We start from the raw sequence: 25,355 nt of genomic DNA, 5'->3' as shown, positions 1-25,355 counted from the left end.
CAGCGCGCGGGAAGGCGGCGATCCGGCACGGGAACAGCCTGGGAGGGTCTCCGCAGGCTGGACCCGTGCCGAGATGGAACAAGACGGCGCGGGACCGTCAGACGCTCTCCGGTCTGACGGCGTAGATCTCGTGCAGCTCGGTTCCGGCCAGGCTCGGGTCCTGGCGCGTTCGCGCGTACAGACCGTGTCCGCTCAACAATTCGCGGCACTGGGCCAAGTGGTCGTCCCGATCGTGCACCTCGGCGACGACGGCACGGATACGCGGCCAGTGCGCGGCGGCTATGCCGCGCAGGACATCGAGCTCCGCTCGCTCGACGTCGACCTTGAGCAAGCCGACCTCCGCGTTCCCGCCGTGCTCGTCGAGTATCGCCGAAACGGTGGTGACTTCGACCTCCATTCGCTCGCCTTCGTGCAGCCCGGCGGTGATGAGAGCGATCGCCTCGTCGTTCAGGCCGCTGTTGCGCAGATAGATCTCGGTGGCCCGGTCGTCGGCCGCGCGGTCGGCGTAGAGACCCGAATTGGCCGACGCCCGTGGGTACCAGGTGAACGGCGCGCTGCCGGGCGCCGCGCCGACCGCGACCTGCAACGGCACGCCGTCCGGCACATGAGCGGCCATATTGCGCTGCAGACAGTCGAAGGTCGCCGGGGCCGGCTCGGCGGCGATCACCCGGACGCCGGGGCAGGTCTCGGCGAACATCATCGCGCTCAGCCCGATGTTCGCGCCGATGTCCAGTGCGATGTCCCCGGGACGCAGCAGCGCGGCCGCTAGCCGATAGAAGCCGTCGGTCGACATCTCGCCCCACAACATCCGCGCCTCGGCCGGACTGGTACAAGCGACCGTCCTGCCGTCCTCGAGCCGGAGTTGCTGGAGTTGATCGAGAGTCTTCAGCATGCGTTCGCGAACCTTTCGAGGATCGGACCGATGACGGACAGTGCGTGCGGATGGGTCAACTCGAGATGTCGTGCGTCGACGACCGTGTTGTGCAGATCGCCGGTGATGAACGGCCGCCACGTCCGCACGACGGCGTCGTGGTCCGTGCGGTCTTTTCCTGCGGTGAAGAAGATCAGATCGCCGTCGAAGACACCCGGCCGGTGCTCCCGGGCGATATCGCTCGCGGTCCGGAAGCTCTCCATCACCCGATCGACCTGTTCGGCGGTGAACATCCCGGTGGCGGTCACCTGATCGCGGATCACCGCCCAGGCCTGCTCGTGGGTCTGCGCGGTCACCTCGGCGCCGAGGTCGAACAGCTCACGCCAGCCACCGAGCAGATCGGCCATCAGTTCGCTCGGCGCGGGCTCGTCCGCGGTGCCGCTCATCGCCGCGGCCAGCGCCTCGGAGTCGCCGACCGCGCTGTCCATCATGGCCAGCATGCCGACCTGCTGTCCTTCCCGCTGGAGCCGGACCGCGACGGCATGCGCGATCGCACCGCCCAGCGACCACCCCAGCAGGTGATACGGCCCGCTCGGCTGCACTCGGCGGATCTCGGCGACATAGCGTTCCGCGAGTTCGTCGACGGAACGCGCACCGGGTTCGCCCGCCACGACATGGGGATCCTGCAAGCCGTAGACCGGCCGGTCCTTATGCAGATGTTCGACCATTCCGCCGTAGAACCACGCCAGTCCGCCCGCGGGGTGCACCGCGAACACCGCGGGCTTCGGGCCGTGCGCGCGCAGCGGCAGCAATACTTGCAGCCCCGAACCGCCCGCCGTGCCGTCGGCCCGTGCCGCCAGGGCTTGCGGCGTCGCGTCGTCGAACATCCACGGCAACTGGATCGTCACGCCGCGGCCGCGCAACTCGGTCACCACCATGGTGGCCAGCAGCGAGTTGCCGCCGAGATCGAAGAAGCCGTCCGATGCCCCGACCCGCTGGACGCCGAGGACCTGCGCGTAGACGTCGCCGATCACTTTCTCCGTGTGGGTCCTGGGAGCCACGAACGCGGTCGTCGACTCGTCGAACTCGGGGTCGGGCAGTGCTTTTCGGTCGAGCTTGCCGTTGACCGTCAACGGCAGCGCGGGCAACACCATGATCGTCGCGGGCACCATGTAGCCGGTCAGCACCTGGGCGGCGGCCTCGCGGACCTCCGCCGGATCGATCCGCTCGCCGTCGACGCCGACGACGTAGCCGATCAGCTGATCGACACCGCGATCGTGCCGGTGCACCGTGACCGCGGCCTGGGTGACGAGCGGATGGCGCAAGAGCGCCGACTCCACCTCGCCGAGTTCGATGCGGAAACCACGCAACTGCACCTGCGCGTCGGCCCGGCCCGCGTACGCCAACTCCAGCCCGCTCGCGGACTTCCGCCAGCGGCCGACATCCCCGGATCGATAGAGCCGGGCGCCGTCGGGATCGAAGGGATTCGCCACGAATCGGCCCGCGGTCAGTGCCGCGGCCCCCAGATATCCCCGGGAAAGCTGCCCACCGGCCACATAGATCTCTCCGGCGACACCGATCGGCACCGGACGCAGCCGGTCGTCGAGAACGTACGCCCGCAGCCCGGGCAGCGGCACACCGATCCCGGCCGAGCTCGCCTGCGTCACTTCGGAGAACGTGACGTGCACGGTCGTCTCGGTGATGCCGTACATGTTGATCAGCCGTGGCATGCCCGGCGCGTGCGCGGCGAACCAGTCGTCCAACCGCGACGCGTCCAGCGCCTCGCCACCGAAGACGACATAACGCAACGCGAGATCTCCTGCCGGACAGTCGGATTCCCGATAGCGGCGCTCCGCGTCGACGAATCCGTAGAACGCCGACGGCGTCTGGCTCAGCACGGTCACGCCCTCCCGCGCCACGACGTCCACGAACGCCTCCGGCGACCGGGAGGTGTCGTAGTCGACCACGACCACCTTGCCGCCGGACAGCAGCGCGCCCCAGATCTCCCACACCGCGAAATCGAAGGCGTAGGAATGGAACATCGTCCACACGTCGTCGGGTCCGAGGTCGAATCGCTCGGCCGCGTTGGTGAACAGGGTGACGGCTTCCCGGTGGCCGACCGTCACGCCCTTCGGGCGGCCCGTCGATCCCGACGTGTAGATCACGTAGGCGACGTTGCCCGGCCGCGCAGGCGACACCACCGAATCGGAGGCCGCCGCGTCGTCGTTCGCGCACTCCTCGATGAGCAATACCGGCGCGGCGCACTCCGGCACCGCGGCGGACAGGTCCGCCGAGGTCAGAACCGCGGCCGGACGAGCATCGTCGAGCATGAAGCGCAATCGTTCAGGCGGATACGCCACATCCAGCGGCAGATATCCCGCACCCGCGCGCACGACGCCGAGCAGGCCGACGACCAGGTCCGCCGACCGCGGCAACGCCACGGCCACCAGCGATTCCGGACCCACTCCCCGCTCCGCCAGCCGAGCGGCCACCGCGGCGGAGCGCCGATCCAGCTCCGCGTAGGTCAGTTGCGACTCGCCGTCGGTCACCGCGACCGCGTCCGGTCGCGCGACGGCCTGGACGGTGAACAGTTCCGCGAGGGTCGCGTCCGGCACCGCGACCCCGGCGGCACCGGCCGCGCCGAGCAGCTCGCGACGCTGCTGCAGGCCCACGAGGTCGATGTCACCGACAGCGACCTCCGGATCGGCGGTCACCTGCTCCAGGATCCGCACGAAGGCCGCCGCGAACCGGGTCATCGTCTCCTCGACGAAGAGATCGGTGGCGTAGGTCAGGCGACCTCGGATGCCCTCCGCCTGCCCACCGGCGCCGGAGCCTTCGACGAGATTCAGGTTCAGGTCGGCCTGCGCCGGTTCGAAGCCGTTCTCGACCGGCTCGACGGTCAGGCCCGGCAGTTCCAACGCGGCCTTGCTCAGGTTCTGCACATCGAGCGTCACCTGGTACAGCGGCAGATGGGCCGTGGACCTCGGTGGATTGATCGCCTCCACCACCTGCTCGAACGGCACGTCGGCATGGGCGAACGCCGCCAGATCCGTTTCCCGCGTCGCCGCGAGCAGCTCGGCGAACGACTGACGCGACGACACCCGTGACCGCAGCACGAGGGTGTTGACGAACATGCCGATCAGATCGTCGAGTTCGCGCTCCCCGCGTCCGGCCACCGGAGCACCCACCGCGACATCGCCGACACCGGCCGACCGCGACAGCAGGACGGCCAGCGCGGCGTGCACGACCATGAAGACAGTCGCGTTCGCCGCGCGCGCCAGCGCGCCGATTCGTTCCCGCAACGCGGCGGAGATCTCGAAATCCACGGTCCGGCCACGCATCGACGCCACCGGCGGACGCGGCAGGTCGGTGGGCAGTTCGAGCAGTTCGGGCAGCCCGGCGAGGGTGTCCTTCCAGAAGCGCAACTGCCGGGACATGACCGAGCCCGGGTCGCGCTCGTCGCCGAGTACATCGCGCTGCCAGAGCGTGTAGTCCGCGTACTGGACCGCGAGAGCGGGCCAGATCGGTTGTGTCCCTTGTTTGCTCGCCTGGTAGGCCACCGCCACGTCTCGCGCGAGCGGCATCATGGACTGCCCGTCGGCACAGATGTGGTGCACGGCGATGACCAAGACGTGCTCGGTGGCTCCGAGCCGGAACAACGCCATGCGCAGCGGAGGCGCCTGTGTGACATCGAAGCTCGCCGAGACGGTGGCGAGCACTCGCTCCATCAGCCGATCCGCCTCGACCGGTACGGCGGTCAGCCCGATCGTGACCGCTTCGACGGGGACCGCGACCTGATGTGGCGTCCCGTCGGTCATCGGGAATCTGGTTCGCAGTGACTCGTGCCGATCGAGGACCAGCTCGCACGCGCGCCGCAACGCGTCGATGTCGAGTTCGCCCGTCAACCGGATCACCAGCGGGATGTTGTACGCGCCGACGGAGGTGTCGAGCTGGTTGAGGAACCACATCCGCTGTTGTGCCGGCGACAACGGCACCAGCCCGGAGCGGGTGCGCGGCACCAGTGGCGCGCGGACCGTCCGCTCGGAGGCGTCCAGACGGGCGGCGAGTCCGGCGACCGTGGGCGCTTCGAACAGGTCGCGAACGCCCACGCTCACTCCGAGCGCGGTACCCAACTGAGCGGTCACCCGCGTCGCCGACAACGAGTTGCCGCCGAGGTCGAAGAAGCTGTCGCCCGCCCCGACCCGGTCGATGCCGAGGACGCTTCCGAAGACGTCCGCGACTTGCCGTTCGGTCTCCGTACCCGGTGCGGTCCAGGCCCGTGCCGCCGAGAACCGCGGCGCGGGCAGTGCCAGGCGGTCGAGCTTTCCGGTTCTGGTGAGGGGGAATTCGGTGAGCACCGCGCAGATGTCGGGCACCATGTGCGCGGGCAGCCGCAGCCGCGCGGCCGCCCTGATCTCCTCCGGATCCAGGTTCTCGGCGCCGACCAGGTAACCGACGAGTCTGCCGACGCCGCGCTCGTCTTCGCGCAGCACGACGACCGCGTGTTCCACGCCGGGTTGCGCGGCCAGCACGGCCTCGATCTCACCGAGCTCGATCCGTTGACCGCGGATCTTGACTTGGAAGTCGCGACGACCGAGGTACTCCACGGTGTGCTCCGGCGTCCAGCGAGCCAGGTCGCCGGTGCGGTACATGCGGGATCCCGGCGCACCGAACGGATTCGCGACGAACGCGTTCGACGTCGCCACCGGGCGGTTCACGTATCCGCGGGCCAGTTGCACACCGGCGAGATACAACTCGCCGACCACGCCCACCGGCACCGGCCGCAGCCAGGCGTCCAGCACGACGGCCTCCACGCCGCTGATCGGACCACCGATCGTGACGGCCGCACCGGGATGCAGCGGGCCACCGATTCCGGCCAGGATCGTCGTTTCGGTCGGGCCGTACCCGTTCAGCAGTCGCCGGCCCGGCGACCACTGCGTGACGATCTCCGGCGTCACGGCCTCGCCACCGGCCATCAGCACCCGCAGGCGATCCAACCCCTCCGGTGGCATCGTCGACAGCACGCTCGGCGTCAGGAAGGAGTGCGAGACGCGCTGCTGCCGAATGAACTCCGCCAGTTCGGGGCCGCCGAACACTTCCGGCGGGGCCACCACGAGTACCGCGCCGTTGGTGTGGGCCAGCAGCAACTCGAGCACCACGACGTCGAAACCGGGAGCGGACGCGTGCAGTACCCGCGACCGGCTGTCCGCGCCGAAGCGGTCACGTTCCACGGCCGCGAAATTGGCCAGCCCCTCGTGGGTGACCGCGACGCCCTTGGGCGTCCCGGTCGAGCCCGAGGTGTACAGCACGTACGCGGTGTCGCGAACATGCGGCGTCCGTGTTCGCCCCGTGTCGGTCACCGCGTCCGAGGACCGTGCCTCGATCGCTTTGCGGGTTTCCGGATCGTCGAGTACCAGCCGCCGGACGGGGCCGGAAACCAGCTCTCGCCATGCCTCGACCGTGACCGCGACCCGCACCTGCGAGTCTGCGACCATGTGCCCGACGCGTTCGGCGGGGTTGCGCGGATCCACGGGCAGGAACGCGGCGCCCGTCTTGGTGACCGCCCACATGCCGACCACGAGTTCCACCGATCGGGCCATCGCCAAAGCCACCTGGTCGCCGGGGCCGACACCCCAGTCGATCAGCTCGCGCGCGACACGGTTCGACCAGGCGTCCAACTCGGCATACGACATCGTGTGCCCGTCCGAGACGATCGCTGCCGCTTCGGGATCCACCGCGACACCGGCGGCCAACAGCTCAGCGAGAACTCGGGGCGCTGCGGCGGGTCCGCCGGTGGCGGGTACCAGGTCACGGCGCTCGGCCGCGGTCAGCAGGTCGACCGCGCCCAGCCGCGCGCCCGGATCGGTCGTGATGGCGCGCAGCACGGTCTCCAGCCGGGCGGCCAGACCGGCGGCCATCGAGTCGTCCACGCGGGCCCGCTGGTAGCGGATCATGACGTGCAGCTGATCGGTCTGGTGCGCCTGCACCGTGATCGGGTAGTGCGCTGCGTCGCTTCCGTCGGCCGCGACCACCCGCATGCCGTCGATGTCCGCGTCGCCGAGGCCGCTGCTGTCGACCGGATACGACTCGAAGACGACCAGCGTGTCGAACAGCTGGGCAGCGCCCGTGTCCGCCAGGATCCGGGACAGTTCGACGTCGTGGTGATCGAGCACGCGGGTGTTGTCGGCCTGCAACCGCCGCAGCGCGTCCTCGACGGTCCAGGTTCGCGGGAGGTGGACGGCCACCGGGATCGTGTTGATGAACAAGCCGATCATCGATTCCACGCCGGGCAGGTCGGCGGGACGTCCCGACACCGTGCTGCCGAACACCACACGCTCGGTGCCGAGCAGGTTCCCCAGGACCACCGCCCAGGCGAACTGCACGATCGTCGACATGGTCACCGCCCGTGCCCGAGCGAATTCCACCAGTTCCGCGGTGACGGCACGATCCAGCACCACCGCCAGGTCGACCGGGATGCCGACCGTCGTGTGCGTGCGCGCGTCGGCGATCACCGTCGGTTCGGTGAAATCGCGCAGGACCTCCCGCCACACCTCGATGCCGGTCGACGGCTCGCGCCGATCCAGCCATTCCAGGTAGCCGCGGTACGACGCCGCGGCGGGCAGCAGCTCGGCCCGCGCACTCACCGCGTAGAGGCCGATCAACTCGCGCCACAGCAACGGCAACGACCAGCCGTCCAACAGCAGGTGGTGCGCCGTCAGCACCAGCCGGAAGTCCTGTGGCGCCACGGCGATCAGCAGGAACCGCAGCAGCGGAGGCTCGGCGGGATCGAACGGGACCGCCCGCTCGGCCGCGATCAGCTCCTCGGGGGTCGTCGTGCCGTCGCGCAGATCGACCCGCCGCCAGCGCACGGCGGCGGCCGCCGGAATCACCTGCGCCGGAGTGCCATCGGCCGTGCGCACGAAGGCGGCTCGCAGATTCGGATGACGCTCCAGCAAGGCCGCGGCGGAGCGCTCCAGCCGATCCGCATCGACCACACCGGCGAGGGCGAGCGTCGATTGCGCGGTGTAGACGTCGAGATCACCCGCGGCGAGTTCGGCATGGAACAGCAGTCCCGCCTGCAGCGGCGCCAGCGACCAGACATCGCCGAGCGCTCCGTAGCGGTCGGCGAACCCGTCCAGGTCGGATTGTGTGACCTCGACGAGTGGAACGTCGGCGGGTGTGAAGCCCCAGTCCTCGTTCGTGAGGGCCGCGGTCGCGATCCCGGTCACCGCGCCGATCCATTCGTCGGCGAGTTCGGCCACGTCGTCGCGCTCGAACAGCCGGGACGCGTAGCCGATCCGCGCCGACAGGCGCGGTCCCGCTTCGGTGTCCACGATGTTCACGTCGATCGTGACGGCCGCCGCCACGGGCATGTCGGGATCGAAGGCCGACCACCGGTCGAACGGCTCGTCGGTCGGAATCCACGCGAGGTCCGACAGCGTCGTGAGGTCGACGCCGACCCGGCCGAGATTGTTGAAACCGATCTGCGGCTCCGGCAGTGCCGCGAGCCGGTCGCGAGTGTCGGCGTGGAGGTAACGCAACAGGCCGTAGCCGATCCCCTTGTCCGGGATCACGCGCAACTGGTCTTTCACGGATTTCACCGCGGCACGCGGATCATCCGCATTCACCCCGCTCAGGTCGAGCGCCACGGGGTAGGTGTTGGTGAACCAGCCCACCGTGCGGGAGACATCCGCTCCCTCGGCGATCTGTTCCGCGCGGCCGTGCCCCTCCAAGAGGACTTTCACACCCGCGTGCGCGATACCGCGCCGGTGGCGCCAGCGCGTCGCCGCCACGGCCAGGCCGGCCAGCAACGCGTCGTCGACGCCGCCGTGCGCGGCCTTCGGCACCGCGTCGAGCAATGCCGAAGTGACGTCCACCGGGAGGGACACCGTCAGATGCCGCACGGTCGACTGGGTGTCGACGGCGGGATCGAGCACCGCGCTGCCGAGCAGCGGATCCGGCGCCGCACCCATCCGGTGCCACAGGTCGAACTCCCCGGCACGGGCCGCGGCGGCATCGGCCAGCGCGTGCGCCCATCGGCGCATGGATGTCCCTTGCGCGGGCAATTCCACCGTTCGTCCCCGCGTGACCTGCTGCCAGGCTGTCGCGAAGTCGGGAATCAGGATTCGCCAGGACACACCGTCGACCACGAGGTGATGGACGACCACGAGCGCCCGCGCCTCGGCGTCGAGGCCCGGTTCGGGCAGCAGGCACACGACCTGCACCATCCGGCCCGCCGCCGGGTCGAGGCGGTCCGACGCCTCGGCCAGCGCCGCTTCCACCACCGCGGTGAAACCGTCAGTGCCCGGGGTCTCATCCGCGCGGAAGATGCGGGTCAGCACCACGTCCGCGGCATCCGCGGCCTCCGGCCGCGGAACCTCCAAGCACTGGTCGCGCAGCCGCGCGCGCAGCATGTCGTGCTGTCGCAGCACCGCCCGCACCGTCGCGGTCACATCCTCGACTCGCGCGTCACGCGGCAAGCGCACCAGCATCGACTGAGCGAACCGAGGAGCGGCGCCGAGACGCTCGGTGAACCAGGAAACCACCGGGGTGAACGGGATCTCGCCCACGCCGCCACCAGGCAACTCCGCGAGCGAAGACCGTTCGGCGGCCGCGGCGACCCGCGCCAGGCCACGGACGGTCTTCTGCTCGAAGATGTCCCGCGCCGTCACCACGACACCTGCCGACTTCAACCGGGAAGCCAGCTGGATCGACAGGATCGAATCGCCGCCGAGGGCGAAGAACGAAGTGGAGACACCGACCGACGCGACACCGAGAACATCCGCGAACGCGGCCGCGACGGTGCGTTCCAGATCGGTGGACGCCGCCTCCGCGTCATCTCCGTCGGCGCGGAAGACCGGCTCCGGCAACGCTTTCCGGTCCACCTTGCCGGTCGAGGTGATCGGCATGCGATCGAGCACGGTGAGCACCGACGGCACCATGTGCGCGGGCAATACCGACGCGACGTGTTCGAGCACGGTCTCCGGGTCGGCGACCGTCGCGGCTTCGGTCACGATGTACGCGGCCAGCACCGGGTGCCCGCCCGGCCCCGTGCGGCTGACGGTCACCGCGGCCGCCACCGCCGGATGCGTGAGCAGCGCCGCGTCGATCTCACCGAGTTCGATGCGCTGGCCACGGATCTTGATCTGGAAGTCGCTGCGGCCGACGTATTCGAGCGTGCGCCGCGTCGTCCAGCGGACGATGTCCCCGGTGCGGTACATCCGCCCGCCCGGCCTACCGTACGGATTCGCGACGAACGCACCGGCCGTGACCGCACGCCGGTTGAGATAGCCGCGCGCCAGCTGTGCACCCGACAGGTACAGCTCCCCCGCGACTCCGACCGGCACCGGGCGCAAGCGCGCGTCCAGCACCAAGGCCTCCGCGCCGCGAATCGGGCCGCCGATCGCGATCGGATCGCCCGGCCGCACCGGATCGCTCATCGTGATCACGATCGTCGTCTCGGTCGGGCCGTAGATGTTGTGCAACCGGCGACCTGGCGCCCAGGTGGCGATCAGCTCCGCGGGCACCATCTCGCCGCCGACCGCGAGCATCCGCACCGACTCGAGACCGGCGGGCGCCATGGTCGCCAGCACGCTCGGCGTCAGGAACGCGTGCGACACCCGATGCGTCCGGATCAGCGCGGCCAGATCCGGCCCGCCGAACACCTCCGGTGGCGACACGACCAACGCCGCGCACGCCGCATGCGCCATCAACGCTTCGAGCAGCACCGCGTCGAACGCGGGCGCCGCCACTTGCAGCACCCTGGACGTGCCGTCGACCCGGTAGCGTTCGGTTTGCTCGGCCGCGAAGTTCGCCAACCCGGCATGGGTGACCACGACACCCTTGGGCGTTCCGGTCGAACCGGACGTGTAGATCAGGTAGGCGGCGTCCTCGATCCGCAGCACACGCCCGCGATCGGCATCGGTCACCGCCTCGCCGGACCGCGCCGTGATCTCCTGCGCCGTGCGCGGATCGTCGAGCATCAGCCAGCGCACCGCGTCCGGCAGCTCCCCGCGTGCGGTCGCGAGCGTGAGCCCGACGCGGACGCCGGAATCGCTCACCATGTGCGCGATCCGCTCGGCGGGGTAGCGCAGATCGACCGGGACGAACGTGGCGCCGGTCTTCGCGATCGCCCACATGGCGACGTGATACTCGATCGAGCGTGGCACGGCCAGCGCCACGAACACTCCCGGCCCGACTCCCTGGGCGAGCAGGTGACGAGCGAGCCGGTTGGCCCTGACGTCCAGCTCCGCGTACGTGAGGGCTTCGCCGTCCCCGATCAGGGCCACCGCCGCCGGAGCCGATGCCACGGCCGTCGCCAGCAGATCCGGCAGCAAGCGAGGCCGCGCGTCGTCGCCGCCCCGCGCGGGCACCAAGCGTTCGGTGTCGGCGGCGCTCAACAGATCGATGTGGCCGATCGCCCGCGCCGGATGGGCGGTGACCGCCTCGAGGACGCGGACGAACCTCTCCGCCAGTGCGTGCGCGGTCGACTGGACGAAAAGATCGGTGGCGTAGATGATCTCGCCGTCGATTCCGGCGGGCCGATCGCCTTCGCGCCGCTCGGTCACCAGCACGGTGAGGTCCGCTTTGGCCTGCGCGATGCCGGGGTCCATGATCTCGACGTCGATTCCGGGCAGCTCGAATCGGGCCGCTCCGGTGTTCTGCAACCCGAACATCACTTGGAACAGTGGCGAATACGCCGTCGAACGCGGACGGCCGATGACGTCGACGAGCCGCTCGTAGGGCAGGTCGGCGTGGGCGAGCGCTTCGAGGTCGACATCGCGCACTACGGCGAGAAGCTCCCGGAACGAGCGATCCTCATCGATGCGGGTCCGCAGCACCACGGTGTTGACGAACATGCCGACGAGATCGTCGAGTTCCGGCCTGCCGCGACCGGCGACCGGCGTGCCGACCGAGATGTCGTCACTGTGCGCGGTGCGCGCCAGCAGGATCGACAGGGCCGCGTGCAGGACGACGAACACCGTGACGCCCTCGCGGTGGGCCAGCCGCACGATGTCGTCGTGCAGCCGCGCGGGCAGCTCGAACCGGACGTTGCCGCCGTCGGTCGAGAGGGTGGCGGGGCGTGGCCGGTCCGTCGGCAGGGCGAGCAGCTCCGGGGAACCGTCCAGAGCGTCGGTCCAGTAATCGATCTGCCGCGCGATCAGCGACGCCGGATCGTCCTCGGAGCCGAGCAGCTCCTGTTGCCACAACGCGTAGTCGGCGTACTGGACCACCGGCGATTCCCACCGGGGCGGGTGGCCGCCCGCCCGCGCCCGGTACGCGGCGAACACGTCGCGGGCGAGCGGAGCCATCGACGCTCCGTCGGCGGCGATGTGATGGACCACCACCACCAGCACGTGTTCCCGCGTCGCGGTGCGATACAACCGCGCCCGCACGGGTACCGATTCGGCGATGTCGAATCCCGCCTCGACCGTGTTCCGCATGCGGTCGGCGAGTTCCGTCTCGCCGACGACCGGCTCCGGTTCGAAGGCCATGTCCGCGGCGATCGTCGCGACCTCCCGCACCACCTGGCAGGGCTCGCCGTCGACGAGCGGATACACCGTCCGCAAGGGCTCGTGCCTGGTCACCACGTCGAGGAACGCGGCACGCAGTGCCTCGGTGTCCAGCGGCCCGGTCAGGCGGGCCGCGAAGCAGATGTTGTAGGCCGCCGAGGAGGTGTCGAACTGGTTGAGGAACCAGATCCGCCGTTGCGCCGCCGCCAACGGGACCGCGCCGGTGCGTGGCCGCGCGGTCAGCGCAACAGCGGTGGATCTGGTCCGTGCCGAGATCCGCTCCGCCAGCGCGGCGATGGTCGCCGCATCGAAAACGTCCTTGATGCCGACATCGACGCCGACGACCGCCTGGGCGCGCGCCGCGAGCTGAGCGGCCGACAGCGAGTTGACACCGATCTCGAAGAGATTCGCGGTCACGCTCACCCGTTCCGCGCCGGTGAGTTCGGCGACCAGACGCGCCAGCACCACCTCGCCGTCGGTGCGCGGCGAGACGAAGTCCGCGCCGTCGTCGAACACCGGCCGCGGCAGCGCCGACCGGTCGAGCTTGCCGTTGGCGGTGAGCGGCATCGCGTCGAGCACCTGCACGACGTCCGGAACCAAGTAGGACGGCAGCGTCCGGGCCAGCTCTTCGCGGATCGCGCGGCCGTCGGTGACCGCGCCCGGCGCCAACGTCACGTAACCGACGATGCGCTCCGTCGTCACGATGGCCACGGCACGCGCTACCTGCCCGCAGGCGCGCAGCGCGGCTTCGATGTCACCGGGCTCCACCCGCTGACCGCGCACCTTCACCTGGAAGTCGCCGCGCCCCAGGTATTCCAGCTCGCCGGTCTTGCGCCACCGGACCAGGTCCCCGGTCCGGTACAACCGCTGTCCCGCAACGCCGAACGGGTTGGCGACGAAGGCGCCGCAGGTGAGATCGGCGCGCGCGTGGTATCCGCGCGCCAATTGGACACCCGAGACGTACAGCTCCCCGACGACCCCGACCGGTACCGGCCGCAACCGCGAATCCAGCACGTAGACCTTCATGCCGCCGGCGGGCGCTCCGATCGGCACCGCCGCGACGGCCGACGCACCCGGCGCGCACCGCTGCGCGGTGACCACCTCCGCCTCCGCGGGCCCGTACCAGTTCACCAGCTCCGCGTGCGTGAAGACGTGCGCCGCGGCGTCGACCGTACGCTGCGCCAGCGCCTCACCCGCGACGAACACCCGCCGGATCGAGGGCAGTTCCGCCACCCCGGCCGATTCCAGCAGGACATCGAGCATCGACGGGACGAAGTGCACGGTGGTGATCTCGTGCCGGGCGATGACCTTCGCCAGGTGAACGGGATCGCGATGTCCGCCCGGTTCGGCTACGACGATGTGCGCGCCGGTCTGCAACGGCCAGAACAACTCCCACACGGCGATGTCGAACGTGATCGGCGTCTTGTGCAGCACCGCGTCGGACGTTCCGTGCGGCCACCGCTGCTGGGCCCACGCCAGCTGGCTCACGGTGGCGGCATGGGTCAGCGCCACGCCCTTGGGCACCCCGGTGGACCCGGAGGTGAAGAGCACATAAGCCAGATGGTTCGGCCGCAGCGGTGTGCGGCGCTCCGCGTCCGTGATCCGAGCGCCGGACAGACCGGTCACGCCCAGCCGATCGATCCGCGCGTACTCGAATCCGTCGGGCAGGCCCTGGCCGTCGTCCGCGGTCGTGAGCACCAGCAGAGGATCGGCCGCGCCGAGGACGTGCGCGATCCGCGCGCTCGGGTGATCCGGGTCGATGGGCAGGAACGCGGCGCCCGCCTTCACGACCGCGTACAGTGCCGTGACCAGCTCGGCCGATCGGCGGACGGCCACCGCCACGATCGTCTCCGGCCCGGCACCGCGCCCGATGAGCCAGCGAGCCAGCCGGTTGACGCGTGCGTCGAAATCCTGGTAGGTCGACGTACTTCCGTCCGGAAGCCGCAGCGCCGTGGCGTCCGGGGTGCGCGCGACCTGTTCGTCGAAGACGTCGACGAGCGTCCGGCCCGGTGCGGCGGAGCCACCGGTGTCGTTCCACCGCTCCAGCACTCGGGACCGCTCCGCCTCGTCGAGCAGGCCGATCTCCCCGACGGTGGCCTCGGCATCGCGGGCCGCGGCGTCGAGGACCTGGACGAACCGGTCGGCGAAGCCGCGCACCGTGTCCTCGTCGAACAGATCCGTGGCGTAGGTCAGGCGCAACGTCATGCCGGTCGGCTCGTTGTGCGTGCCGTGGCCTTCGCTGATCATCAGCAACAGGTCGTAGATCGCCGCGCTGTCGCAGGGGTCCACGTTCTCCACGGTGAGTCCCGGCAGTTCGACGCGAGCCCGGGTCATGTTCTGGTAGGCCAGCAGCACTTGGAACAACGGCGTATGCGCGGTCGATCGCACCGGGTTCAGCGCGTCCACCAGTTGCTCGAACGGCACGGTGGCGTGATCGAACGCCTCGATGTCGGTGCGCCGCACCTGGTCCAGCAGACTCGCGAACGTCTGGTCGAGCGTGACCCGCGACCGCAGCACCAAGGTGTTGACGAACATGCCGACCAGGTGGTCCAGCGACCGGTCGCCCCGGCCTGCGTGCGGCACACCGACAGTGACGTCGTCGCTGCCGGACAGTCGCGACAGCAGCACCGCCAGGGCCGCGTGCACGACCATGAACGTGGTGGCACCGGAGCGCCGTGCCAGCGATTCCACCCGGCCTTGCAGTTCACCGGGTATGGCGACCTGGAGCACCGCCCCGCGCTGGGATTGCTCGATCGGCCTCGGTCGGTCGGTCGGCAATTCGAGCAGCTCCGGTACGCCCGCGAGTTGCGTTCGCCAGTAGGCGATGTCGCGGGCTACCGGCGAGTCCTGGTCGTCCGCGGAACCGAGGACCGCTCGCTGCCACAAGGCGTAGTCGGCGAACTGCACCGGCAGCAGCGCCCAATCCGGCGCGGTACCGCCGGAGCGCGCTCGGTACGCCGTCACCAGGTCGGCCGCCAGCGGGGCCACCGAGAAGCCGTCACAACTGATGTGGTGCGCGGCCAGCGCGAGCGTCCACGCCTCGTCGGACAATTGGTACAGCGCCACCCGCAGCGGCACACCCTCGGCCACGTCGAATCCGGTGCCGCAGAATTCGGCCAGCCGGTGCGGCAGTTCCCGCTCACCGACGGCCTGCGGGGTGAGATCGCAAGTCGCGAGCACGTCTTCGGCGTTCAGCACGACCTGGGTGGGCGTGCCGTCGACCGCGGGATACATGGTGCGCAAGCTCTCGTGCCGCTCGAGCACATCGCCGACAGCGGCCGTCAACGCGGCCGGATCGAGAGCGCCTTCCAGCCGGATCGCCAGTGGCACGACATATCCGGGCGCGGCGGGGTCGTATTGGTTGAGGAACCACATCCGGGTCTGCGCGTGCGACAGCGGGATACGGTCCGGCCGCGTGACCCGCGTCGGCGCGGGCAGACTCGGGACCGCGCGCAACTGGGCGATGCGCTCGGCCAGCCCCGACACGGTGGGTGCCTCGAAGATCGCGCGCACCGGAATGGTCACGTCCACGACGTCGCCGATCCGGCTCAGCGCGCGCGTCGCGACCAGCGAGTTGCCGCCCAACTCGAAGAAATCGTCGTCCGCGCCGATTTCGGGGCGGTCGAACAGTTCCGCGAAAACCGCGGCGATCGCCTGTTCGATCAGACCTCGCGGCGTCCGGAACTCGGTGTCCTGGGCGCTCGGGTCCGGCTCGGGCAACGCTCGATACTCCACCTTGCCGTTGGCATTGAGGGGAATCGAGTCGATCCGGGTCACCGACGACGGCACCATATAGGCGGGCAGCCGGTCCAGCAGCGAATTCCGTACCTGCCGGGCGTCGAGCGCGCCATCCGCGACGACGTAGGCCACCAGCCGCTGCTCGCCGCCGTCGCCGCGTACCTGCGCGACGGCCGCGCGCACCTGCTCGTGCGCGAGCAGCGCCGCTTCGATGTCGCCGAGTTCGATCCGCAGGCCGCGCACCTTCACCTGGGTGTCGGCGCGGCCGATATAGCGCAGGTTGCCGTCGCCGTCCCAGCGCACGAGGTCACCGGTGCGGTAGAGACGCGCGCCGTCCTCGGCGCCGGAGGGGTCGGCGACGAACGTCGCGGCCGTCAGGTCCGGGCGTTCGTGGTATCCGCGGGCAAGCTGCACGCCGCCCAGGTACAGCTCGCCGGTGACGCCGACCGGCACGGGATGCAGCCGCGAGTCCAGCACGTGCACCGTGACATTCGCCTCGGGCACGCCGATCGGCACGGTCGCGCCTTCGACCGCGTCGATCCGGTGCGCGGTGACACTGACCGCCGCTTCCGTCGGGCCGTACAGGTTGTCGATGCGGGCGTCGCTGAAATCCCGGAAGCGGCGCGCGATCTCTGCCGACAACGCCTCACCGATGCACAGTACGCGCCGCAGGTCCGGGAACTGATCCGGAGTTGCCACCTCGAGGAACGCCGCGAGCAGCGACGGGACGAAATCCACCGTGGTCACGTGATACTCGGCCATCAGCCGGGCGATCTCGCGCGGATCGCCGTGCGCGTCGGGACCGGCGACCACCAAGGCAGCGCCGCAGGTCGGCGCGGAGAACAGCTCCCAGACGGAGAGGTCGAACGTCACCGGGGTGCGCAGCAGCATGACGTCGCCGCCACCGAGCCGGTAGTGATCGCGCATCCAGCGCAGCTGATTCACCACCGCCGCGTGCGGAACCGCCACGCCCTTGGGCACACCCGTCGAACCGGAGGTGTAGATGACGTAGGCCAGATCGTCCGGGCGCAGCGGCCGGATCCGATCGGCATCGGTCAGCGCCGACGCGTCCAGGCGCTCGGCCTCCAACTCGCCGAGCGTCCAGACCGGCACGTCGCCGGGCAGACTCGCCCGGTCGGGCGTACGGGTGAGAATCGCGGCGGGACGCGCGGCGGAGAGGACGGAGCTCACCCGGTCGGCCGGAAGGTCCGGGTCCAGTGGCAAGTAGGCCGCGCCCGCCGCGTGGATGGCGTACAGCGTGGCCAGCAGGTCCACCGAGCGGCGCATCGCCACCGCCACAATGGTCTCCGGTCCGATGCCGCGCCGAATCAGCGCGCGGGCCAGCGAATTCACCCGTGCCCCGAATTCCCGGTAGTCGAGCCGGGCACCACCGGCGGCGTCGAGCACCGCCGGGTGTTCCGGCGTCGCGGCCACCTGTGCGGCGAACAGGTCCGCGATCGTCGCTGACGGAGCCTGCGTCCGCACGCCGCTCGACCGGGCCGCGATCCGGTGCGCCTCTTCGGCGGTCAGCAGCTCCATGTCGCCGATGGCGCGGGTGGGGTCACCGACGATCGCGCGCAGCAACAGCAGATAGCGTTCGAACATCGACTCGACCGTCGCCTCGTCGAAAAGATCCGTCGCGTAGCCGAATTCGACCGCCATGTCCCCCGGCTCGCCATCCGCCGCCAAGGCGTCGACCAGATTCAGGTGCAGGTCGTACTTCGCCACGCTCGGATCGGCCATCCGCGCCGAGACCGTCAGGCCCTCGAACCGCACCGTGGGGATCTCGATGTTCTGGAACGAGAAGCCCACCTGCGTCAACGGCGCGTGTGCCGTCGAGCGCGGCGGATTCAGCACCTCGACCAGACGCTCGAACGGGATGTCGGCGTTCTCGAAGGCGGCCAGGTCGGTGGCCCGGACCTGGTCCAGGATCCGGACGAAGGACGCGCCGGGTTCGATGTACGTCCGCAACACCAGCGTGTTGACGAACATCCCGACCAGGCCGTCCAACCCCGGCTCGCCACGACCGGCGATCGGTGTGCCGACCGCGATGTCCCCGGTACCGGACAACCGCGCCAGCAGTGCCGCGTAGGCCGCGTGCATCACCATGAAGACCGTCGCGTCGTGGCTGCGGGCCAGCGCGATCACCTCGCGATGCAGATCCGCGGGAAGGGTGGCCGAGACCGTCGCGCCCCGGAACGACTGCTTCGCGGGCCGCGTACGGTCGGTGGGCAGATCCAGTACCTCGGGCAGATCGGCGAGAGCCGCGATCCAGTACCGGGTCTGGGCGACGGTCGGACTGTGCGGATCGTCCTCGCTGCCGAGCAGCTTCCGTTGCCACAGCGCGTAATCCGCGTACTGCACCGGCAACGGGGCCCACTGCGGCGCTTCGTTCCCGACCCGGGCACGGTAAGCGGCCATCAGGTCCGCGGCCAGCGGCGCGAGCGAGGACCCGTCGAAGCTGATGTGATGGACCACGAGCACCAAGGCATGCTCGTCGGCCGCGCTGCGCAACAACGCGACCCGGAACGGAACCTCGGTGGTGACGTCGAAGCCCACAGCGACCTCGGCGGCGACGCGCGCCTCGACCGCACCGTCCGCGACCGCCACCGGCGTCAGCGGCGGCAGCGCCGTCGGCACCGACACGATCATCTGATGCGGCCCGCTGTCGCTGTCCGGGTACACCGTGCGCAGCGCCTCGTGCCGTTCGAGCACATCCGCGATCGCCGCGTGCATCGCGGCCACGTCGAGGTCTCCCGACATCCGCACGACCAGCGGGATGTTGTACACCGGTGAGCTCGTGTCGAACTGGTTGAGAAACCACATCCTGGCCTGGGCGGGTGAGAGCGGGATCCGGTCCGGGCGCTCCTGCGGCACCAGCGGCGCCCTGGTCGCCGCGTCGGCACTGCGCAGGCGCTCCGCCAGCGCCCCGATGGTCGGCGTCTCGAAGATCGCGCGCAGCGGCACCTCGACGCCGAACGCACCGCTGAGCTGCGCGGCCGCGCGGGTGGCCGACAGCGAGTTGCCGCCGAGATCGAAGAAACCGTCGAGCACGCCGACGCGTTCGACGCCCAGCACGCCCGCGCAGATGTCGGCCACGATCTGCTCGGTGGCGTTGCGCGGCGCGACGAACTCCACGGCGGGGGCGAATTCCGGTTCCGGCAGGGCGGCGCGATCGACTTTGCCCACCGCCGACAGTGGGAGCGTGTCGAGCACCATGACCGTGTCCGGCACCATGTGCGACGGCAGGCGTTGCGCCGCATACCTGGTCAGTTCCGCGGTATCGACCACGCCGTCGGCGGGCACCACGTACGCCGCCAGGCGTGACCCGGTCTCGGCGTGCACGCCCACCACGACGGCTGCCGCGACGGTGGGGTGCCCGGCGAGGACGGCTTCGATCTCGCCCGGTTCGATGCGCTGTCCGCGGATCTTGACCTGGAAGTCGGTGCGCCCCAGGTACTCCAAGGTGTGGTCGGCGGTCCAGCGCGCCAGGTCACCCGTGCCGTACATGCGGGTGCCCGCGGGACCGTACGGGTTGGCGACGAACGTGGCGGCGGTCGAGGCGGGACGATTGAGGTACCCGCGCGACAGCTGCACGCCCGAGACGTACAGCTGTCCGGTCACCCCGACCGGGACGGGCCGCAACCGGTCGTCGAGAACCACCGCGTCGACGCCGCGGATCGGGCCGCCGATGGTCACCGGGTCGCCGACGCACAGCGGATCGCTGATCGCCACCATGATCGTGGTCTCGGTCGGCCCGTACCCGTTGTGCAGCCGACGCCCCGGCGCCCATACCGAAACCGTCTCGGCCGATACCGCTTCTCCGCCCGCCACCAGCACCCGCAGCGAATCGAGTCCGGCGGGCGACATCGTCGCCAGCACGCTGGGCGTCACGAACGCGTGCGAGACCTCTTGTGCGCGAATCAATTCCGCCAGCTGCGCCCCGGCGAACACCTCCGGCGGCGAGACGACCAGCACCGCGCCGTTGGCGTGCGCCATGAGCAACTCGAGCATCACCGCGTCGAAGCCGGGCGCCGCCACCTGCAACACGCGTGACCTGCGATCCACCCGATACCGCTCGCGCTGCTCGATCGCGAAATTCGCCAAGCCCTCGTGAGTGACCGCCACGCCTTTCGGCCTGCCGGTCGAGCCCGAGGTGTACACCACGTAGGCCGCGTCGGCGACACGGCAGGCCCGCACCCGTTCCGCGTCGGTCACCACAGCCGGGGACTGCGCCGCGAGGAACGCCTCGGTGCCAGGATGGTCGAGAACCAATTGCCGCACGTGACCGGGAAGCATGCCGCACGACGCCTCGACGGTGAGCCCGACCTCGATATTCGCGTCCGCGACCAGGTGCGCGACCCGCTCGCTCGGATAGCGTGGATCGACCGGCACGAATGCGGCGCCTGCCCGCGCCACCGCCCACACACCGACCACGAACTCGACCGACCGCCCCATGGCCAGCGCGACCTGATCCCCCGGCCCCACCCCCCAGTCGATCAGGACCCGTGCGAGACGATTCGACCAGTCGTCCAACTCCCCGTAGGAGAGCACGCGATCCCCCGCCACCACGGCAGGCGCGGTGCGTTCACCCACCAGCAACACATCCGCCAGCACCCGGGGCGGCTCGGCACGACCACCGGAGGCAGGGACCAATCCCAGACGCTCGACTCCCGACAACAAATCCACGTCGCCGACTCGGGCCCGTGGATTCGCCACGAACGCGTCGAGCACCCGATTCAGTCGTTCGGCGAGCTCTTCGACGGTCTCCCGATCGAACAGGTCTGTCGCGTAGTTGACGCGCAGCGCGACATCGCCGCCCGCGGCGGTGTTCTCGGCGACGGTGACGATGATGTCCACCTTCGCCGGTTCGGCGCCGGGGTCCAGCAGCTCGACGGTGAGCTCGGACAGCTCCAAGTTCGCCCGGTCCATGTTCTCGAACGCGAGATACACCTGGCACAGCGGCGCGTACGCCGGGGACCGCTTCGGATGCAGTTCGTCCACGACACGTTCGTAGGGCAGGTCGCTGTTGGCGAAGGCGTCGACGTCGATGCCCTTGACCCGTGCGAGGAACTCGGTGAACGACTCCTCGGCGGACACCTCGGTACGCAATGGCACGGTGTTGACGAACATGCCGATGAGCGGCTCGAGCGCGCGTTCGCCGCGACCGGCGACCGGCGTGCCGATGGTGATGTCCGCCGAGCCCGACATCCGCGCCAGCAGCACGGCCAGGGCGGCGTGGACGACCATGAACGTCGTGACGTTGGCCGCGCGCGCCAGCCGCTCGATTCCGGCGAAGGTCTCCGCGGGGATCACCGTGTCCGCGACGTCGCCGCGCATGGTCCGGCGGGCCGGACGCGGCCGGTCGGCCGGCAGCTCCAGGACCGGCGGCATCCCCGCCAAACGCTGCGACCAGTACCGCAATTGGCGGGCCGCCCGGGAATCCGGGTCGTCCGGGTCGCTGAGCAGGCTGCGATGCCAGACGCTGTAGTCGGCGTACTGGACGCTCAGCGGTTCCCAGTCCGGGATCTTCTTCTGCGCCCTCGCCTCGTAGGCGACGGCGACATCCGCCGCGAGGGGCCGCAGCGACGATCCATCGCAGCAGATGTGGTGCAGGACCACGGCCAGGACATGCCGCGTGCGGTCGGCGGTCGCGAGCAGCGCCACCCGGATCGGAGCGCGTTCGCGCAGATCGGTCCCGACCGAAGCCAGGTCGCGGATTCGGCCCTCGATCTCGTCCGGGTCGGTCGGCCGCGGCGTCAGGTCGAGCCCCGCGACGACCTCGTCGGCAGGCAGAATCACTTGTGTCCCTTCGCCGTTCACCGCGGGGTAGACGGTGCGCAGCGATTCGTGCCGATCGATCACGTCGGTCAGCGCGGCACGCAGCGCCGCCGCGTCGAGACGTCCGGTGAGCTGGACGATCAGCGGAATGTTGTAGGCGGCCGAGGTAGGGTCGGTCTGGTTGACCAGCCACATCCTGTTCTGCGCCGGCGCGAGCGGAATGGGATCGGGTCTGCCCGCCGCCCGCAGCACGGGCCTGCCGGAACGGTGTCCGTCCTCGATGTGCGCGGCGAGTTCCGCGATGGTCTGCTTGACGAACAGGTCGCGCACCGACACATCGCACCGGGTCGCTTCCGCGATACGCACCGCCGCGCTGGTCGCGGTGATCGAGTTGCCGCCGAGGTCGAAGAAGCTGTCGAACACGCCCACCCGGTCGGTGCCGAGCACCTCGGCGAAGACGTCCGCGATCGACTCCTCGACGACCGTGCGGGGAGCGACGTAGGCCGCGGCCGAATCGAATACCGGCTCGGGCAGTGCCCGATGATCAACTTTGCCGTTCACGGTCAGCGGCACCGCGTCGATCACGACGACGCTCGACGGCACCATGTACTCCGGCAGCATCCCGCCGACGTGGGTGCGCAAGTCGTCCGGCTCGCAGGTGGCGCCGACGGCGGGTACGACGTATCCCACCAGCCGTGCCGCCTCCGTGCCGGGCAGATGCACCACGACGACCGCCGCGGCGACGCTGTCGTGGGCCAGCAGGGCGTTGCGGATCTCGTCCAGCTCGATCCGGAACCCGCGCAACTGCACCTGCTGGTCGGCGCGGCCGCGATACTCCAGTTCGCCCCGGTGATTCCAGCGCGCCACGTCGCCGCTGCGGTAGAGACGCCTGCCCGAACCGCCGAAGGGGTCGGCGACGAAACGTCCCGCGCTCAACGCCGGTCGGTTGAGATAGCCGCGAGCCAGCTGTGTTCCCGCGACGTAGATCTCGCCCCATGCGCCGAGCGGGCACGGACGCAACCGCTCGTCCAGGACATAGGTTCGCAGGCCCGGCAATGCCGGGCCGACCGTGCTCGGCGCGCCCGGGACGGCGACGTCCGGCGTGAGGGCGGTGTAGGTGACGAAGACGGTGGTCTCGGTGATGCCGTAACTGTTGGCCAGCACCGGCAGGTCCGGGTTGTGCTCGTACCAGTCGGCCAGCCCGGCGGGATCGAGAGCTTCGCCGGACAAGACGACCAGCCGCAGCGACAGTTCGCCTTCCGGCTCTCCCGCGTGCGCGTAGCGCTGGCGCGCGGCCGCGAACTGATAGAACGCCGACGGCGTCTGGCTGAAGACGGTGACCTTCTCTCGCGCCGCCAGGCGCACCACGTCGTCCGGCGAACGGGTGGTGAGGCTGTCCACGACCACGATCCGGCCGCCGGTGACCAGCGCGCCGAAGATCTCCCAGACCGAGTAGTCGAAGGCGAAGGAGTGGAACAGCGTCCAGACGTCGTCGGATCGAATCCCGATCTCCGCGCACGAGTTCACCAGGTAGGTGGACACGGCACGGTGCGTGATCGATACGCCCTTCGGCCGGCCGGTCGACCCGGAGGTGTAGATGACATAGGCGAGGTGATCGGGACGCAACGGGCCGGTCCGATCGGCATCGGTGATCGGGTCGGCGGCCTGCTCCGCGGCGAGAACGTCGTCGAACAGCACGACGCGGCCGGGATCGCCCGGCACGTGCTCGCGCATGCCCCGCGTGGTCACCACGGCGATCGGGTTCGCGTCGTCCAGTACGTATTCGAGCCGCTCGGCCGGATGGGCGGTGTCCAGCGGAAGGTACCCCGCGCCCGATTTCAGCACGCCGAGCACGGCGACGATCAGGTCGGCGTCGCGTGGCATCGCGATGGCCACCAGTGCTTCCGGTCCCGCGCCGAGTGCGATGAGCCCGCGGGCGAACCGGGTGGATCGTTCGTCGAGCTCGCGGTAGGTGAGACTGGTCGCCTCGGACGTCACGGCCACCGCGGACGGAGTCGCCGCCGCTTGCCGGGTCAGCAGATCCACCAGTGTGGCCGAAGGGGATTCACCGTCGCGACCGGCGAGTTCCTCGACGATGCGCAACTCCTCGGCGGGGCCGACCAGCTGGATGTCACCGATGCGGGTGTCCAGGGACGAGTCCATCATCCGCTGCAGGAAATCCAGGAACCGGTCGGCGTGCGACTCGAGTTCGTCCTGCCCGTAGAGGTTCGGATTGCCGTGCAACTCGATGAGCAGCGGCGCGTCCGCGCCCGAGCGGTACAGGTTGAGCTGCAGATCGTCGAGCGCGCCCGAGGTCAGCGCGCGGTAGCGGCCGACGGCCGAGCCGAGGCGAATCTCCGAGTCGAAGAACAAGATGTTCACGATCGGGCCGAACGAGTTCGCCGACGAATCGATCGCGGCCGAGTCGCGGCGCAGATCCTCGAACCGGTACAGCTGGTGGCGCATGGCCGAGACGAGCTCCGACACCGAGGCGCGGACCAGCTCCTCCACGGTGGTCGAATGGCGCACGGCGAAACGAATCGGCACCATGTTGGCCAACATCGCGGCGGAGTTGCGCAGGCGCTTGGTCACCCGGGCGGTCACCGGAAGCGACAGCGCGACATCCTCGGTGCCGGTCATCCGGGCGAGAAACGCCGCGAACGCCGCGATCACCACCTGCGCGGCGGATGCGTTCACCTCATCGGCGAAGCGGTCGAGCCGGTCGGACAGGTGCGCCGGGAGCTGCAGGCCTGCGACGCGGTCCACCTTGCCGGAACGTGCCGTTCGGCCGGACAGGCTCACCGGTGTCGGCAGATCGGAAACCTTGTCCAGCCAATACTTTTTGTCCGCCTGGTACCGCGAGCCGGCGCGATAGACGCGCTCCGCTTCGACGATGTCGTGCAGACTCGCCGCGTCCAGCCGCGTCGGTGGCCTGCCTTCCAGCTGCGCGTTGTAGTGCTCGGCCATTCGGGTGAGACTGTTGAAGGCGCCGTACCCGTCGACCACCAGATGATGCGCGCGGCCGTACCAGAAGTAGTGGTCCTCGCCGACCCGGATCAGCCTGGTCCGGGTGAGCCGGTCGCGACTGAGATCGACCGCCTTCGTGTTGTAGTCCCGGCGCATCCACTCCATCGCCGCCGCGATCGGATCCTCCGCATCGCTGAAATCCAGCACCGGCTCGTCGTAGATGATGCTGCGGTCCACGAATTGATAAGGGCGTCCGTCGGATTCGATCACCCGCACCACGAGGGACTCGGTTTCGTGCCCACCGTCGTTCACCGCGCGGGTGAATGCGTCGTGGTCCACCGGGCCATCGATCTCGACGTAGTGTGCGATGTTGACAGCCGGTCCACCGGGCACATGATCCGCGAGCCACATGCCGTACTGCGCGCTCGAGAGCGGAATCAATCCCGGTTCGCCATCGGCGGTTCCGTCTGACTTCAGATGCATCG

At 70.0% G+C, this 25,355-nt stretch carries 2 protein-coding genes; both read right to left on the bottom strand.

Translation table 11 applies throughout. The features are described 5' to 3' along the window. Positions 1-97 precede the first annotated feature (97 nt). Positions 98-892, bottom strand: a complete 795-nt coding sequence (locus tag ABZ824_RS25700) for an FkbM family methyltransferase (RefSeq protein ID WP_356965763.1) — start codon at positions 890-892, stop codon at positions 98-100. Next, entirely contained in the window at positions 886-25,353 is a 24,468-nt protein-coding gene (locus ABZ824_RS25695; RefSeq protein ID WP_356965762.1) for a non-ribosomal peptide synthase/polyketide synthase, read from the bottom strand. The genes ABZ824_RS25700 and ABZ824_RS25695 overlap by 7 nt, the downstream gene beginning before the upstream one ends. Positions 25,354-25,355: the final 2 nt, after the last annotated feature.

Origin of the sequence: Nocardia sp. NPDC047038 (assembly GCF_040644075.1) — a bacterium.
Lineage (GTDB): Bacteria > Actinomycetota > Actinomycetes > Mycobacteriales > Mycobacteriaceae > Nocardia > Nocardia sichangensis.
This window is presented reverse-complemented; position numbering and strand designations above follow the sequence as displayed.

Excerpts from the sequence above, each read along its gene's own strand:
- ABZ824_RS25695 (WP_356965762.1), bottom strand. The coding sequence starts at position 25,353 with ATGCATCTGAAGTCAGACGGAACCGCCGATGGCGAACCGGGATTGATT.
- ABZ824_RS25700 (WP_356965763.1), bottom strand. The coding sequence starts at position 892 with ATGCTGAAGACTCTCGATCAACTCCAGCAACTCCGGCTCGAGGACGGC.